Origin of the sequence: Edaphovirga cremea, assembly GCF_003332275.1 — a bacterium.
Taxonomy (GTDB): domain Bacteria; phylum Pseudomonadota; class Gammaproteobacteria; order Enterobacterales; family Enterobacteriaceae; genus Edaphovirga; species Edaphovirga cremea.
Genome location: NZ_QOVA01000002.1, coordinates 114,417 through 129,838 on the forward strand (window position 1 = coordinate 114,417; position 15,422 = coordinate 129,838).

Sequence of the window (15,422 nt, forward strand, 5' to 3'; positions counted from 1 at the left end):
GTTTGGTTTTAAATTCTGTTGGAGTCGTCAATATTGGTGATAATCACTGATTTGCAAAATGTAATACTGTAAAGAAGAAAAATATAAAACTTAAGGAAAGTATAAATGAAGATCTAATGATGGGAATGATAGAGTGTTTTCGTCGTTTTATTTCTGATAAATCATACAGACGTGCCTTTTGTGTGTCACCATCTAATTCAGTATTTATCACTTTTTTAATGTCGTTCTCTATTTTATTGAATGAACGTTTATCCTCTATTTTAGAATGGATCTGATATGTAAAGAAGATAAATGTTATAAAAAAAGCAAAATTTTGGATCCATATTTGCTCAACACCCCAGCAACCCAATGTTGCCAGAAATAGCCAAATGCTTTTCGTATTCACCGACGATCTAAATTCATTGATTTGCTTTTCATAATTGCATATCATTTCTTTAACTTTTTCGTTACTATCCATTTGAATAAACCACTCCATTTCTCTAATGTTCAAGATCAATGACTACTGTTAAATTCAACTGCGTTAGTATGGGAATTTTCTTGTCTGCTACGATAGTAGAGATAACTATCCACCCGCTCACTGAATTAAATTATTAAGCGGTTAACGACTGCACTAATGCTGAAGCATCGCGTAAGGCACTATCAGATATCTCTTACGAGCGATGACATTATGATTAAAGCCATAAAATCTATTTTACCAGACATTGCGGCAATGATTCTTACGGTTGTTTTTTCTATTTTATTTATTTATTTGTTTGGCCACTTGCCTGATGGTCAGGTGTTTGCCTCTTCGGTTTTCGGTGTGATTTTCTCTTTCTGGTTTAGCCATTACCTGGTAGATAAAATGAGATAATTACTCTGGCGTCTAAATAAGAATCTTCTTAGCAAGAAAAGGGGAAGAAATACTCTTCCCCCAAGCGAGATCTATAATCAGGCTTCGATCGGCGCACGCCAGTCGTCGGAACCTGAGGTTCCTGCGGTGGTATGTTCCCAGGTAATTTTACGGTATGCCAATGATACGCGAACTAACTGAGTGAACTCGGCCTTGGTTGAATCCTGGCAATGAGGCATTTTGCAATCAATATCGATAATGGTGGCATCTTCCAATTTGGTGGTAAAGAAGTGCTCTTGTTTACCTTCAACAGAAGTACGATACCAATGCAACTCAGTTTTAGGCAGCATTTCACCAGACGCTAATGCGTTATATAACAACGGAACTGCTTTATTCAGCGCGACTGTGAAACGGAAAGGTTTGTGAGCACGCTGACCTGAGGGTTGTCCTGATTGCGGATCCGTTGGAACAGTAACAATATGTTCAAATTCCTGCACCAGCATTTCATCTTCATGACCTTGCACAAAGATATTACCTACGGATTCAGACGTAAATGCACCCGCGGTGATGTTGCCCTGCGTCTTTCCTGTGATCGAAATATAACATGGAGTTGGCATAACTTATTTCCTTGTAAGAGGGACGTAATTAATAACGGCCAGCTTGGCTCACTCTGCGTGAGCATGTTCCCATCATGGATGCGAATTGTCTAAAAAACAGACAGCAAACCATTAGCCTTATTTCACTAACCATGAGCCGGGGTACTATAAGTCTTTAGTTCGAAAGATCCAGGGTTTCGCTAAAATTGATTAGCATCGGTAATAATAAAATTGAAATATGATGTTATAAATATTGCCAATGTAGAATTTTTTGCTGAAATACATCGAATGCTTGGTATTAAATCATTTTTTTCAAAAGCATAAATGCTTTATGTAATTGAATTTAAGGCAAAAACTAATCAACGTGAATCGTTGCCTTGTTGGCTAGCGCATTATGATGATGGATTTCATACATTAGAGTATGTGCTAATATCGCTTTCTCTAAATCATTTTGGATGGAAAATTCAGTAAGTAAATCCTTTGTGTCATCACTAAAATTGATAAAATCATGTAACAAGTATGGGTATGGTTTATGCCTTGATGCGTACCATGTCTTATGTTTTTTTTGCGATTTTTCTCAGGTGATATTAAGAATTTTCGCAAAGGTGAAGCTTTTAACTAATTCAATCTGCGTTGTCTGTAGAACTGTAGAAGAGGATGTCTACCATGAGTAAGGATAATTCAAGCAGTAGCGTGGCTCCCAAAGAGCGAATAAACATCAAATATGTCCCTAATACGGGAGATCAAGCGACTGAAGTTGAGCTTCCCCTTAATCTGTTTGTGGTTGGTGACATAAAGGGAACGCGTGAAGACACGCCTCTGGAAGAGCGTCCGGTAATCGCTATCAATAAGAGTAATTTTAATTCAGTAATGAGTGAGGCTGGGATTAATCTTACGTTTGGAGTCCCTAACCGCCTTGAGTCAAAGAGTGGAAATACCGAGGGTGTCCTGCCTGTCAGTCTTGATGTCCAGTCTTTGGCTGATTTCTCCCCTGATAATATTGCGCGCAAAGTTCCTGAGTTAAATAAGTTGCTTGAGTTACGAGAAGCACTGGTGGCGCTGAAAGGGCCATTGGGGAATATTCCTGCATTCAGGACCCGACTTCAGGAACTTCTGAATAACGATGATGCGCGTGAGCAGCTACTGAAAGAGCTGGACATTCTGAACCAGAAATAATCGGGATATTTAAGAGGGATTTTTCACTATGTCATTACAAGAAGAACAGGTGTTATTAGCGCCTGAGCATCCGGTTGCGCAGGTTTCACTGCTGGATGAGATTATGGCTCAGGCCCATATGCAGCCCGAGAATGATGGTTATGATATTGCCCGTCAGGGAGTTGCGGCGTTTATTACCAATATTCTTGACTCAGGTTCAAGCGAAGTGCCTATCAACAAAATGCTGGTAGACCGCATGATTGTTGAACTGGATAAAACGCTTAGCGCCCAGGTGGATGAAATTTTACATGCGGCACCTTTCCGCGAGCTGGAATCATCATGGCGTTCACTTAAATTACTGGTAGATCGCACCGATTTCCGTGAAAACATTAAAATTAATATCCTGCATGCCACGAAAGAAGAGCTGCTGGATGATTTTGAGTTTGCGCCAGAAATTGTCCAGTCCGGCTTCTACAAGCATATTTACTCTTCCGGTTATGGTCAGTTTGGTGGTGAGCCAATCGGCGCCATCGTTGGTAACTACGCATTCAAGAATACCTCGACGGATTTGAAGCTGCTGCAATATGTCGGCGCTGTCGGCGCGATGGCCCATGCACCGTTCCTGTCCTCCGTTGCCCCTGAATTTTTCGGTATCTCCAGCTTTACCGAATTGCCGGCAATCAAAGATCTCAAGTCAGTCTTTGAAGGTCCTTCACATACCAAATGGCGCGTGCTGCGCGAATCTGAAGATGCCCGCTATATCGGCCTGACAGCGCCACGTTTCTTGCTGCGCCTGCCTTATTCACAAGTGGATAATCCCGTCAGAACCTTTGGTTATGATGAAAATGTTCATGCCAGCCATGAGGATTTTTTGTGGGGCAATACGGCATTCCTGCTGGCGAGCTGCCTGACGGAGAGTTTTGCCAAATACCGCTGGTGTCCGAATATCATCGGCCCGCAAAGCGGCGGTGCAGTGAAAGATTTGCCGGTGCATCAGTATGAAGCGATGGGCCATATCCAGTCCAAAATCCCAACCGAAACCCTGATTACCGATCGGCGTGAATTTGAACTGGCGGAAGAGGGTTTTATCACGCTGACCATGCGTAAGGGCAGTGATAATGCGGCCTTCTTCTCGGCGAATTCGGTGCAAAAACCGAAAAAATTCCTGAACACCCGTGAAGGCCAGATAGCTGAAACCAATTACAAACTCGGCACTCAGCTTCCCTATATGTTCATTATCAACCGACTGGCGCACTACATCAAAGTGTTGCAGCGCGAGCAGATTGGTGCGTGGAAAGAACGTCAGGATCTGGAGCGTGAGCTGAATACGTGGCTCAAGAAATATATCGCCGATCAGGAAAACCCGCCAACTGATGTGCGTAGCCGCCGTCCGCTGCGTTCTGCACAAATCAAGGTGCTGGATGTTGAAGGCGATCCGGGCTGGTATCAGGTTTCCATGTCTGTACGCCCGCATTTCAAATATATGGGTGCCAGCTTTGAGTTGTCGCTGGTTGGTCGTCTGGATAAGGAATAGTGATGATGGCTGGACTATTGAGTTGGAGACGCGATCGTTCGGCCAGCTTGTTTGAGCGTATTCAGGGGAATGATGTGGGTTTTTCCCGTCATGCCCGCAATCATGATTTGCTGGTCTCAATCAAGAATAACCTGAATCAGGTACTGAATACTCATCCTGGCAACAGTCAGAGTGCGCCCGCACTGGGTGTGGTGGATATGAACGATGCCACCGCATCTACTTCTGATTTTCGGCTGGCTGTTGAACATGCGATTTCGCGCTGCATTGAAGACTACGAGCCCCGTATTGCTCATGTCCAGGTACATGCCGGGCTTACTGATAACACTGATCCTTTGACGTTGACCTTCAATATTCTGGCGCACGTCAACTTTGACGATGTCAATGATGTTATCGAGTTCAACATCTATCTGGACAATCATCAGCGATATCATCTGAGCTGAGAAAAATATGTCATTTGAGAAATACTTCAGAGACGAATTAGATTATTTGCATCAGATGGGCCGCGCCGTTGCTCATGAAAAACCGCATCTAGCCTCGTTCCTGTCAGAAAAAGGCGCTGACCCGGACGTTGAGCGCCTGCTCGAGGGCTTTGCATTTCTTGCTGGAAACCTGCGCGAGAAAATTGACGATCAGTTTCCCGAATTAACCCATAGCTTATTGAATATGCTGTGGCCCAATTATCTGCGCCCCACGCCCAGCATGACCATTATCGAATACACCTCAGGGGAAAATACCATCACTGAGGCCACGCTGGTGAAGCGTGGAACCACATTGCTGAGCCGCCCGATCAGCATCGTGGATGATAATGAGCTGGTGGCCGATAGAAAGAGCCGCGGTGAACCGCAATGTACTTTTACGCAGTGCCGCGACCTGTGGTTATTACCCCTTGAGCTTGATGATATCAGCGTAAATAACAGTAATGAGCTGGGAATAATCAACGTTGATTTCTCCACGACCGGAGAAATGACAATGAATAATCTGGGGTTGGATAAGCTGCGTTTTTGGTTGGGGGAAAGCGGATATAGCAGTTATCAGCTCTATTTTTGGTTGAGCCATTATTTTGAAAAAGCCGAGTTGGTGATGGATGATGAAATTATCGCCATGCCGGATTTTGATTTTGTCCCCCTTGGTTTTGAACGTGATGATGCGCTGTTGCCTTATCCGAAAAATGCCGGAATGGGATACCGGATTTTGCAGGAGTATTTCTGTTTTCCTGAAGGATTCCTGTTTTTTGATGTGCGGGGCATTCCCCATTTTCCAGAAACGTTACGCGCCAGGAAATTCAGCCTGCGTTTCTATTTTTCCCGGCCATTGCCGCCGGAGGCCAGAATCCGCCGTGATTCACTGCGCCTGCATTGCACACCCGCAGTGAACCTTTTCAGCTACTACAGTGAGTCCATCAAGCTTGACGGCACGCAGTCGGAATACCCACTGTGCGCCAGCTTTCACGACCCGGACTGCTACGACATATTCTCCGTGGATAAAGTGGAGAGCTGGCTGCAAGACCAGAATGATGACCGTGGCCGTGCGCAGGGATCACGGCGCAGCTATGTGCCGTTTGAAAGTTTTCAGCATCAGATTGAGTACGCAGGGGGCAGGGAGAAACTCTATTACCGCATTCGTATCAAGCCGTCATTATTCCGGCCAGGTATGGAACACGGTATTTCATTCGTTCGCGGTGATGAATCTGCCTGTGTCAAAAGCGATGAAATCATTTCGGTCACATTGACCTGTACCAACCGCGATCTGCCTTGTCTGCTGCGGGTGGGGGATATTGATACGCCTGGCGTGGGCAATCCGTCGTTTGCCCATTTTCGCAATGTCACTCGTCCTACAGCGCCGCTTTATCCGGTGTTGGATGGCAGCCTGCATTGGTCGCTGATATCCAATATGTCACTCAATTATCTCTCGTTGCTGGATAAGGATTCTCTGCGGCAAATTCTGCAAACCTATGATTTTCCGAGTAAGCACGACCGCCAATCTGCCCGTATTTCCCAGAAAAAACTGGATGGCATCTCTCGCCTTGAAACCCGTCCGATCGATCGTCTGTTCCGTGGCGTGCCCATCCGCGGGCTGGAATCGACGCTATGGATGGAGCAAAGCGCTTTTTCTTGTGAAGGGGAGCTCTATCTTTTTGGTGCCATTCTGGCGCGTTTCTTCTCGCTGTACGCCAGCGTGAATGCGTTCCATGTCCTCAAAGTCATCAATATCAATAACAAGGAGTGTTATGAATGGCCGATACAATCGGGTCAACATGCGCTGATTTGAGTGACGCAGGACGCATTACGGATGCCGGGCGGTATAACTTCTATCAATTGGTTGAACTGTTGCATAAGCAGGAGTCCAGACCTGCGACATTCCCCACGTCAGTGGAGGATGAGACGGTGCATTTCCTCTCTTCAGCTAGCATTGCCTTTCCTTCCAGGGATGTTGTTTCTTTGGAGAAAAACGCCAACAACCGTTGGCAACTGACCACGTCATTCATGGGGCTGCACGGCAGTCAGTCGCCCTTGCCGGGATATTACCTGGATGCCCTGGCGTGGGAAGAGGCTCAGGGCGACAACAAACTGACCGACTTTTTCAACCTGTTTAACCATCGTTCGCTGACGCTGTTACACCACATATGGCGGAAGTATCGCTATTACGTCTGTTTTGAGGATGAGGGCGTCGATTCCTTCTCGCAGCGAATGTTCTCGCTGGTTGGCCTGGGGAGTCCGGCCCTGCGCAACAAGTTGCAGATCAATCACAGCAAAATGCTGGCTTATGCCGGACTGCTGGCCAGTCCGGGGCGTTCTCCCGATGTGATCTGCGGCCTGATTGCCCACTGTTTTGAGCTTGATGACGTCACCCTTGAAAGCTGGCAATTGCGCCAGATGAAGATTGCGCCAGACCAGCAAAACCGTCTGGGATCGCGGCAGCGGCTTAGCGGGAACCGGGTCATGCAAAAATCCGTGCTCGGGGAAAACTTTTCGCTGGGGGAACGGGTATTTGATCGCAGTGGGAAATTTTTGCTTTGTATCAATGGATTATCCCGCAAGCGTTTCCTGAGTTTTCTTCCTAACGGGGAGAATTATCTGCCTCTGGTGATGTTTGTGTCTTTTATCCTGCGCGACCAATTTGCGTGGGATCTCAAACTCGGCATTGCCGACCAGCAGGTAGACGGAATGATGCTGGGGGTCGAGAACGCCCTACTGGGCTGGACCTGTTTTCTTGGTGAACCGGTCAGTGAGCCGGAAGTGACGATTTGTGTCAGAGAGTGAACGAAGGGGAAACCGGGAAATGAATGGATTAATACAACAGAGTCCTTCGCTCGTATTGCGGGTCAGTAACAGTAATCAACTGGAAAGCGGGTGTGAAGTCAGTCATCGCTTTACGCAGGAAGGGGGCCGCGTGGGTTGCGGCGAATATTGTTCCTGGAAGATCCAGGACGTTGGTCACAGTGTGGCTGATGAACACTTTTTTATCACCTGGCGCGATGGCGCATTTTGCCTGCGCGGAGCCTCCCAACCGTTAAAGCTTAATCGTGCGGCGGTGGATGGGCAACTGGGCTATATCCGCTTGCAACATGGCGATGAGCTGACGCTGGGTTCGCTGACGTTGAAAACCTTGATCAGCCTGACGGGTGGCGAAATTCACGATCCTTTGCAAGTGTCGCCAGAGTCGCTCGTCACCCACTACAGCAATCCGCTTGAGGCCATGCTGGAAGGCACCACGCCAGACATGCAGCGGGAGAGCAGTGCCGCAGTTCTGGAGCCTACGGTGGCGAACGCCTGGTCCAACGATCCGTTGAATGTACTGCAAAGCGAGAGCCTGACGCTGCCAGGAAGTGAAACCGGCGATGTAACGACAGTGAATCACGCGTTGCAGCACAACCTCTATCGCAATGCACTCCCCACTTCACCACTTTCTGACAATGCTAAGGACAGTGCCATGGATCAGGATTTTATCGAGCTGCCACAAATCAGCCAATTCATCACTCAACAAAATGATGATGAGCCAAGTCCTGCCGACATATCGCAACGGCATGTGGCATTAACGCCGTTAATGCGTGGACTCAATGCGCCTCTGGCGATGCATGACAGCCAGCAAGCCAATGATTTTATTGAAGAGGTCGGCAAAACCTTGCAAGCCACCCTCAAAGGATTACTGGCCTTGCAGCAGCAACAGGATGGGCTGTCAGACAAACATCTGCGCCCTCTTGAGGATAATCCGCTGCGTCTGGGGCTGGATTATGACACCACGCTGAACGTGTTGTTTGCCGAAGGAAAAAGTCTGGTTCATCTTTCAGCGCCGGAGGCCGTGGGGGAAAGCCTGCGTAACCTGCGGTTGCACCATCAGGCCAATCAGTCCGCGATTACTGAAGCGTTGGTCGTGATGCTTGAAGCGTTTTCCCCTCAGCGGTTAATGGCGCGATTCGCACAGTACCGCCGTAGCTCAGAGCGTAATGAAATGGATCCGGCCTGGGCTTGGGACATGTATTGCAATTACTACCAGGAGTTGGCCTCCAGCCGTCAGCAGGGGTTTGAAAAGCTGTTCAATGAAGTTTATGAGCAAGCGTATGACCGCGCTTTGCGTCAAGGGCAGCGGGAGATGCAGGAATGAGTTCATTCAGGGTGATGTTGTACATCCTGCTTCCCATACTGTTTATGAACGGATGCACCGTCAGTAAAAAGGTCGGCAAAGTGTTGGCGGACCCTGACATTCAGGTGGGGTCGACGGCAGATCTGCCCTCGATCGTTAACATAACGCTGCTCGCCGAGCCTGACATTAATAAAAATGAAAGCGGGGAACCTACGCCGATCGCATTGCAGGTGGTGTATCTGAGCGAGGACTCCAAATTGCTGGCCGCTGATTTTGATCAGCTCAATGACGATGACATCGAACTTTCCAAAATATTGGGGAAAAACTACATCGACCATCAGGATTACACCGTCCTGCCCGGGCAGTTTAAACCGCTGCCACCTATCACGCTGGATGAGAAGAACCACTATATCGGTGTGATCGCCTATTACGCTGACGAGAACGTCACGGAATGGAAGAAAATAGTTAAAATTCATGGTGTTGGTCATGTCTACCATCTGTTGGTACATGTGCGCGACAAGGAAATAGAGCTGCAAAGAGAGGTGGACTGATATGCCAACCAGAAACCGGGTGATCTGGCGCGAGGGGTTGTTCATTAAACCTCAACATTTTCAGCAACAACAACGGCATAACGATTATCTACTGGATATCCGTCTTTCAACGCTGAAGAACTATGGCTACGGCTTCCATTCATTGACCCTCAATCATGAGGTTCTCAAGCTGGGGCGCATAGGTTTGACCTCCGCTCAAGGTGTTATGCCGGACGGTAGCGTATTCGACATTCCCCACCAGGATCTGTCGCCTCCGCCTCTGGATATCGGCCCTATTCATGAGCCAGGGAGCCGTGACATCTATCTGGCGCTGCCGATGATAAACGACGCCATTAAGGAGATTGATTCAACGTCTTCGGCGTCCACCGGGCTGCTGCGCTATAAAGAAGTGCTTTCCAGCGTGCGCGATCTGCATTCAGACGAAGGGGATGTCAGCGCATTGATGTTGGCGCAACTCGCTCCACGCCTGATGCAGGGCAACGAAGATCTCAGTTCCTGGGCAGTGTTGCCGCTGTGCCGAATCAGGGAGCGGCGTCCCGATGGTGTTCTGATACTGGACAGTGATTTTATTCCCGCCAGCCTGAGTATCAATGTGTCAGACCCTTTGCGCCTGTTTATGGATGAAGTCCAGGGAACATTGGCCGAGCGTGCCAGATTGCTGGCGCAACGCATTGGTTCTCCCGGCCAGCAGGGCATCGCGGATGTGGCAGAGTTTATGATGCTGCAACTGTTCAACCGCGCGCAACCGCTGTTCACGCACCTGTCCTATCAAAGCGTGCTCCATCCGGAAACCTTGTATACGCACCTGATCCAAATCTGCGGCGAGTTGATGAGTTTTACCGATGAGTCGCGGCTGGCGGGTACGTTTCCGATCTATAACCACGACAAACTGACCGAGACATTTCAGCCATTGATGCTGATGATTCGTCAGGCGTTGAGTACCGTACTGACACCGCGGGCCATTTCTATTCAGCTACGTGTGCAGGCGCACGGTATCCACGTTGCCACGATTAACGAGCGCGAACTGCTCACCAGTGCCGACTTCGTTCTTGCCATTCGGGCGCAGATTCCGCAGGAAAAATTGCGTCGGCAGTTTGTGCAGCAAACCAAAATCACCTCCGTTGAGCGCATCCGCGATCTGGTCAGTTTGCAACTGCCCGGCGTGTCGCTGCTGGCGTTATCTGCCGCACCACGGCAGTTGCCGTATCACTCGGGTTACACCTATTTCATGCTGGATAAACAGAGTCCGGGATGGAAGGACGTGCTGCAAAGCAATGCCATTGCCTTCCATGTTTCTGGCGAATTCCCTGAACTGGATATGCAGTTTTGGGCAATCAGGAGCAGTTAACCATGAGCGATATCTCTATGACCCCTGAGTTTACTGTGGCCGAGAGCGACGGGTTAAATCTGCGCCAATATCACCTGTTACTGCGCGGTGAAAGCCTCAATCCGATGATTGATGCGGCAACGCCCCTGCTGGGGATGGTGCTGCGGCTGAAATCGATGGGCAGCCAGCCGCTGCCGGAGCAACTTTATTTACAGGTTGTGGCCGATATTCAGTCGATTGAACAGCTTTTACAGACACAGGGCTATGAGCCCGGCGCGATCGTCTCTTTCCGCTATGTGCTCTGTACTTTTATTGATGAAGTGGCATTGGGACACGGCTGGAATAGCGAAAACGGCTGGCTGAAACAGTCATTGCTGGTGCAATTCCACAATGAAACCTGGGGTGGGGAAAAGGTTTTTATCCTGTTGGATCGCCTGATGAGCGAACCCCAGCGCTACAAAGATCTGTTGGAGTTTATCTATCTCTGTTTCTGCCTCGGCTACCGTGGACGCTACAAAATTATCGCGCAAAGCCCGGAAGAGTTTGATCGTATTTTCCGCCGTTTATACACCGTAATCCGCCAGGTACGCGGAGAACCTGAGTCTCTGGTTTTACACCACAACGCCACGAAGGAAGGTGGGCGGTATCACCTGACCAAACGCCTGGCAATACGGCATCTGCTGGTGGGTGGCGTTGCCATTCTGCTGGTGATCTACTTCTTCTACCAGATGCGCCTCAATGTGCAGACCGGGGATATTTTGCATCAGCTAAACGGCCTATTAAGCGGAGGTAAAAAAGGATGATCCCGATCGATTTATCTACCCTGGTTAATCGCCTCCATCCCATTGCCCGCCACGCATTGGAAGCGGCGGCGGCGCAATGTGTCAGCCAGCAGGAAGCCGAAATCACGGTGCCGCAGGTGTTATGGCAGATGGTGAATACGCCGCTGTGCGATGTCCGCCTGATCCTCTCGCGTGCTGAGGTGGATAGCGAAGCACTACGTGAGCTGCTCGATAATAGCCAGTCTTCCGGGCGTAGTTTTACCCAGGCGTATCCCTCTTTTTCGCCGTTGCTGGTTGAGTGGCTGAAAGACGGCTGGTTACTGGCTTCCACCGAGCTGCGGCACGATCAACTGCGCAGCGGCGCTATGCTGCTGGCAATACTGCATTCGCCCCATCGTTACTTACCGGCGGCGGCAGTACAACTTTTGCTGAAAGTAAACCGGGCGCTGTTGCTCGATGAGTTTGCCGCCTGGACCGCAGAATCAGCCGAGAGCGCCCTGTCGGAAAAGCCGGGCACGGCAAAAGGGAGCAGGAGCGGTGAAGAGAGTTTGCTGGCGCGTTTTGCGTCGGATATGACGCAAGCGGCGCGTGAGGGCAAGCTGGACCCGGTGCTGTGCCGGGACGCGGAAATCGACCTGATGATCGATATTCTCTGCCGTCGACGCAAAAATAACCCCATCGTGGTCGGTGACGCCGGTGTGGGAAAAAGCGCACTGATCGAAGGGTTGGCGCTGCGAATTGTGGCCGGGCTCGTACCGGAAAAGCTGCATGATACGCGTTTAATGACGCTGGACTTGGGCGCATTGCAGGCCGGGGCGGCAGTAAAAGGGGAGTTTGAAAAACGCTTCAAAAGCATCATGGCCGAGGTGATTCAGTCACCTCAGCCGGTCATTCTGTTTATCGATGAAGCACATACGGTGATTGGTGCGGGCAACCAACAGGGCGGATTGGATATTTCCAACCTGCTCAAACCCGCATTGGCGCGGGGGGAACTCAAGACCATCGCCGCCACCACCTGGAGTGAGTACAAGAAATATTTTGAGAAAGATGCGGCACTTTCCCGCCGTTTTCAGGTAGTCAAAGTTACTGAGCCGACGGCGGCAGAGGCTACCGTCATCATGCGTGGCCTGCGCGCCGTCTATGAAAAATCCCACGGTGTACTGATTGACGATGAAGCGTTACAGGCCTCGGCGAACCTGAGCGAACGCTATTTATCCGGGCGGCAACTGCCCGATAAAGCGATTGATGTGCTGGATACGGCGTGCGCCCGGGTGGCGATTAATATGACGGCCCCGCCGCGTCAACTCTCTGCCCTGACTACGCAGCGCCACCAATTTCTTCAGGAGATCGAACTGCTTGAGCGTGAGCAACGCATCGGTCTGCCGGGAGATGAAAAGCACCTCGAACAGCTACGGCAAAACTATGCGGATACCGATGATCAACTGACCCAACTGGAGGCCAGTTGGCAGGAGCAACGGGCGCTGGTGCAGCAGATTGTCGCATTACGCAGCACATTGCTGGCGCTGGATAACGAACAGGCCAACGACTCTGCGACGGTTGCCCAACTCACTGCGCTGACGGACGCGCTGAATGTCTTGCAAAAAGATCACGCTCTGGTCTCGCCGCATGTCGGTAAGCACCAGATAGCTGCCGTGATTGCCGAATGGACCGGGGTGCCCTTGAACCGGTTGTCGCAAAGTGAGATGGCCGCCATCACCGAGTTGCCCGCCTGGCTGGGGAGTTCCATACGCGGTCAGGATCTGGCCATCGCCCATTTGCATAAACACCTGCTCACCGCCCGGGCCGATTTACGCCGTCCAGGACGTCCTTTGGGCGCCTTCCTGCTGGTGGGGCCGAGCGGCGTAGGGAAAACAGAAAGCGTATTGCAGATTGCCGAATCGCTGTTTGGTGGTCGCCAGTATTTAACGACCATCAATATGTCTGAATTCCAGGAGAAGCATACCGTTTCGCGCCTGATTGGCTCCCCGCCGGGCTACGTGGGTTATGGCGAGGGCGGCGTTCTTACCGAAGCCATCCGCCAGAAGCCGTATTCCGTTGTGCTGCTGGACGAGGTCGAGAAAGCCCATCCGGATGTATTGAACCTGTTTTATCAGGCTTTCGATAAAGGTGAGCTGGCCGACGGTGAAGGGCGGATCATCGACTGCAAAAACGTGGTGTTTTTCCTGACCTCCAATCTGGGTTACCAAACCATCGTTGAATATGCGCAACAGCCGGAACAGTTGCATGAGGTGCTGTATCCGGTACTGGCTGATTTTTTCAAACCGGCATTGCTGGCGCGCATGGAAGTGATCCCGTATCTGCCGCTGGATAAAGACACGCTGAAGGAAATTATCACCAGCAAATTGTTGCGTCTGGAAAATCTGCTGCGTCAGCGCTTTAGCGCCCAGGTGGTCATCGAAAGTGAGGTGACAGAAGAGATTATGCGCCGGGTAACGAGGGCAGAAAACGGGGCGCGCATGTTGGAGTCGGTGATCGATGGGGCCGTGTTACCGCCTCTGTCGTTACTGCTACTGCAAAGCATGGCGGCAGGTAAAGCTATCCGTCATATCCGTGTACATGCCCTTGAGCATGAGTTTAAAGCCGAAGTGGAAACGACAACATGAGGCAAAAACTAAAAAACGTTCTGGAATTACTGGAAAACAGTACTCAGGAACAATTGATCTATCACTTTTTAGCCATTAATCAGCGCCCCTTGCGTTTTGACGCTCTTCTGGTGGGTTTGCTTAACACCAGCACGGAGCAAATGGAGTGTTATGCCATTTCCGGCAGGCAGGAGATGGATATTCAGCGTCACGACCTCAGCATTCAGGATCTGAACGATCCGCTGATCCAGGTCTTGCGCAGTGGTGAAGAATCCCAATGGCAAACGCTGCACCGGGGCGTGCGTATCGAAGACGCCCGTTTCCGAAATTTTGTCTATGAGCTGTCCAGCGAGTGCGGACTGTATGCCCGGCCCGTTTTTGATTATTACGGTCATGCCAGTGGGGTGATTGCCGCCTTTACCGCGCAACCGGAGCAATGCACCAAATCGGGCAACATCTTCAGTTTGAGCAGTGAGTTATTCCAGCATCAGTTGAAAAAAATCCAGGAAATGGAGCTGTTGCGTCAGCAATTACGGCAGATCCGTGAAGTTTTCAAAAGCCAGCAGCAACGGCAGAAACAACTGGATGAACTGCTGGTTGGGCTCAGTTCCGGGGTGCCGAAACACCCGCCGGGGATTGCTCAGGATTATAGCGAAATCAATGATCTGACGGCAGCGGTGGAGGCGTTCGAGTATGACGTTATGGTTCAGCGCTTGCGCCAGTACCGTTCAGACAGAAAGCGAACTGCCATGAGTTTAAATATCTCGCCACGGACCTTCACTTACAAACTCTCCAAATACGGGTATGAGCTATGAGGCTGTGGCTCCTCGTCTGTATCGCGTTGTCTGGCACATTGTTTGGTGCGTTGTCCAGTTCTGCTGAGGCGGACACCTTGAGCGCCGCACTTGCCTGCCGTCAGGAATCGGCACCGTTGCTGCGGCTGGATTGCTATGACCGCGCGTTGTCGGCGGATAAGCAAACCCTGTCGCCGTTGCCCACTCAGCTTGGCGTCGCCTGGCAGCGGGCGATGATGCAAGAGCAAAAACGTGATGACCATTCTACCGCTTTTATGGTGAGCAATACCGAGGGGGATAACCCTCAGGTGGTGCTGACTACCCCGGCGATTGGTATGCCGCCACCGCGACCCGTGCTGGTCTTCAGTTGCGTGGACAACATTACGCGCCTGCAAATCGCACTGACTGCCCCGTTGAAAGAAGGGGATGGCGCGGCGTTGCTGACGACGGAACGCACGCGTTTCTCGTTGGGATGGTTCGTTCGTGAACAGGGTTACCTGCTGGAAGCAAGCCGGGGACTGGCGGGGATCGATGAGATCCAGAAGCTGTTTGGTGCACAAACGCTCACGCTCACTCTGCAAGGTTCGTCAATGCGTCTGGTGTTCAATATTTCTGATTTGGCGCAGGCGATAGAACCGCTGAAAAATGCGTGCCATTGGTAAGGAGCTGT

General features: G+C 50.3%; 15 protein-coding genes. 13 read left to right on the top strand and 2 right to left on the bottom strand.

Annotated features, from left to right (window positions below; translation table 11 throughout):
* Positions 1 to 43 precede the first annotated feature (43 nt).
* Positions 44 to 457, bottom strand: a complete 414-nt coding sequence (locus DRI82_RS03460; RefSeq protein ID WP_114192113.1) for a hypothetical protein — start codon at positions 455 to 457, stop codon at positions 44 to 46.
* A gap of 210 nt (positions 458 to 667) precedes the next feature.
* Here DRI82_RS03460 and DRI82_RS03465 point away from each other — a divergent pair, with 210 nt between their 5' ends.
* The gene (locus tag DRI82_RS03465; RefSeq protein ID WP_114192114.1) at positions 668 to 850 is read left to right on the top strand and encodes a hypothetical protein; all 183 of its coding nucleotides are present in this window, start codon (positions 668 to 670) and stop codon (positions 848 to 850) included.
* 77 nt (positions 851 to 927) lie between these two features.
* On the opposite strand, the gene DRI82_RS03470 is transcribed toward DRI82_RS03465, so the two are convergent.
* The gene (locus DRI82_RS03470) at positions 928 to 1,446 is read right to left on the bottom strand and encodes an Hcp family type VI secretion system effector (RefSeq protein ID WP_114192115.1); all 519 of its coding nucleotides are present in this window, start codon (positions 1,444 to 1,446) and stop codon (positions 928 to 930) included.
* A 645-nt stretch (positions 1,447 to 2,091) separates the two neighbouring features.
* On the opposite strand from DRI82_RS03470, the gene tssB reads away from it, so the two are divergent.
* The 12 genes from tssB to vasI are packed head-to-tail and all read left to right on the top strand — an operon-like array spanning position 2,092 to position 15,414.
* Positions 2,092 to 2,601 carry a type VI secretion system contractile sheath small subunit gene (gene tssB, locus DRI82_RS03475; RefSeq protein ID WP_114192116.1) on the top strand — a complete coding sequence of 170 codons (510 nt, stop codon included), beginning with the start codon at positions 2,092 to 2,094 and terminating at the stop codon, positions 2,599 to 2,601.
* A 28-nt stretch (positions 2,602 to 2,629) separates the two neighbouring features.
* On the top strand, positions 2,630 to 4,114 hold the full coding sequence (gene tssC, locus DRI82_RS03480) for a type VI secretion system contractile sheath large subunit (RefSeq protein ID WP_114192117.1): 1,485 nt from the start codon (positions 2,630 to 2,632) through the stop codon (positions 4,112 to 4,114).
* Positions 4,115 to 4,119: 5 nt separating this feature from the next.
* Entirely contained in the window at positions 4,120 to 4,554 is a 435-nt protein-coding gene (gene tssE / locus DRI82_RS03485) for a type VI secretion system baseplate subunit TssE (RefSeq protein ID WP_114192405.1), read from the top strand.
* 7 nt (positions 4,555 to 4,561) lie between these two features.
* On the top strand, positions 4,562 to 6,382 hold the full coding sequence (gene tssF, locus DRI82_RS03490; RefSeq protein ID WP_114192118.1) for a type VI secretion system baseplate subunit TssF: 1,821 nt from the start codon (positions 4,562 to 4,564) through the stop codon (positions 6,380 to 6,382).
* The gene (tssG, locus tag DRI82_RS03495) at positions 6,346 to 7,374 is read left to right on the top strand and encodes a type VI secretion system baseplate subunit TssG (protein WP_114192406.1); all 1,029 of its coding nucleotides are present in this window, start codon (positions 6,346 to 6,348) and stop codon (positions 7,372 to 7,374) included. Before tssF ends, tssG begins: the two co-directional genes overlap by 37 nt.
* Before the next feature lie 19 nt (positions 7,375 to 7,393).
* Entirely contained in the window at positions 7,394 to 8,716 is a 1,323-nt protein-coding gene (tagH, locus tag DRI82_RS03500) for a type VI secretion system-associated FHA domain protein TagH (protein WP_114192119.1), read from the top strand.
* On the top strand, positions 8,713 to 9,246 hold the full coding sequence (tssJ, locus tag DRI82_RS03505) for a type VI secretion system lipoprotein TssJ (RefSeq protein WP_114192120.1): 534 nt from the start codon (positions 8,713 to 8,715) through the stop codon (positions 9,244 to 9,246). The genes tagH and tssJ overlap by 4 nt, the downstream gene beginning before the upstream one ends.
* Before the next feature lies 1 nt (position 9,247).
* Positions 9,248 to 10,594, top strand: a complete 1,347-nt coding sequence (tssK, locus tag DRI82_RS03510; RefSeq protein ID WP_114192121.1) for a type VI secretion system baseplate subunit TssK — start codon at positions 9,248 to 9,250, stop codon at positions 10,592 to 10,594.
* 2 nt (positions 10,595 to 10,596) lie between these two features.
* Entirely contained in the window at positions 10,597 to 11,376 is a 780-nt protein-coding gene (gene icmH, locus DRI82_RS03515) for a type IVB secretion system protein IcmH/DotU (RefSeq protein WP_114192122.1), read from the top strand.
* The gene (gene tssH / locus DRI82_RS03520; protein ID WP_114192123.1) at positions 11,373 to 13,979 is read left to right on the top strand and encodes a type VI secretion system ATPase TssH; all 2,607 of its coding nucleotides are present in this window, start codon (positions 11,373 to 11,375) and stop codon (positions 13,977 to 13,979) included. Before icmH ends, tssH begins: the two co-directional genes overlap by 4 nt.
* Positions 13,976 to 14,773: a helix-turn-helix domain-containing protein gene (locus DRI82_RS03525; protein ID WP_114192124.1), complete on the top strand. Its 798-nt coding sequence runs from the start codon at positions 13,976 to 13,978 to the stop codon at positions 14,771 to 14,773. Before tssH ends, DRI82_RS03525 begins: the two co-directional genes overlap by 4 nt.
* The gene (gene vasI / locus DRI82_RS03530) at positions 14,770 to 15,414 is read left to right on the top strand and encodes a type VI secretion system-associated protein VasI (RefSeq protein WP_114192125.1); all 645 of its coding nucleotides are present in this window, start codon (positions 14,770 to 14,772) and stop codon (positions 15,412 to 15,414) included. Before DRI82_RS03525 ends, vasI begins: the two co-directional genes overlap by 4 nt.
* Positions 15,415 to 15,422 lie beyond the last annotated feature (8 nt).

Coding starts and splice junctions, on each gene's coding strand:
- DRI82_RS03465 (WP_114192114.1), top strand. CDS start 668: ATGATTAAAGCCATAAAATCTATTTTACCAGACATTGCGGCAATGATT.
- DRI82_RS03525 (WP_114192124.1), top strand. CDS start 13,976: ATGAGGCAAAAACTAAAAAACGTTCTGGAATTACTGGAAAACAGTACT.
- tssG (WP_114192406.1), top strand. CDS start 6,346: ATGGCCGATACAATCGGGTCAACATGCGCTGATTTGAGTGACGCAGGA.
- tssH (WP_114192123.1), top strand. CDS start 11,373: ATGATCCCGATCGATTTATCTACCCTGGTTAATCGCCTCCATCCCATT.
- tssF (WP_114192118.1), top strand. CDS start 4,562: ATGTCATTTGAGAAATACTTCAGAGACGAATTAGATTATTTGCATCAG.
- tssJ (WP_114192120.1), top strand. CDS start 8,713: ATGAGTTCATTCAGGGTGATGTTGTACATCCTGCTTCCCATACTGTTT.
- icmH (WP_114192122.1), top strand. CDS start 10,597: ATGAGCGATATCTCTATGACCCCTGAGTTTACTGTGGCCGAGAGCGAC.
- tagH (WP_114192119.1), top strand. CDS start 7,394: ATGAATGGATTAATACAACAGAGTCCTTCGCTCGTATTGCGGGTCAGT.
- tssB (WP_114192116.1), top strand. CDS start 2,092: ATGAGTAAGGATAATTCAAGCAGTAGCGTGGCTCCCAAAGAGCGAATA.
- vasI (WP_114192125.1), top strand. CDS start 14,770: ATGAGGCTGTGGCTCCTCGTCTGTATCGCGTTGTCTGGCACATTGTTT.
- tssC (WP_114192117.1), top strand. CDS start 2,630: ATGTCATTACAAGAAGAACAGGTGTTATTAGCGCCTGAGCATCCGGTT.
- tssE (WP_114192405.1), top strand. CDS start 4,120: ATGGCTGGACTATTGAGTTGGAGACGCGATCGTTCGGCCAGCTTGTTT.
- tssK (WP_114192121.1), top strand. CDS start 9,248: ATGCCAACCAGAAACCGGGTGATCTGGCGCGAGGGGTTGTTCATTAAA.
- DRI82_RS03470 (WP_114192115.1), bottom strand. CDS start 1,446: ATGCCAACTCCATGTTATATTTCGATCACAGGAAAGACGCAGGGCAAC.
- DRI82_RS03460 (WP_114192113.1), bottom strand. CDS start 457: ATGGATAGTAACGAAAAAGTTAAAGAAATGATATGCAATTATGAAAAG.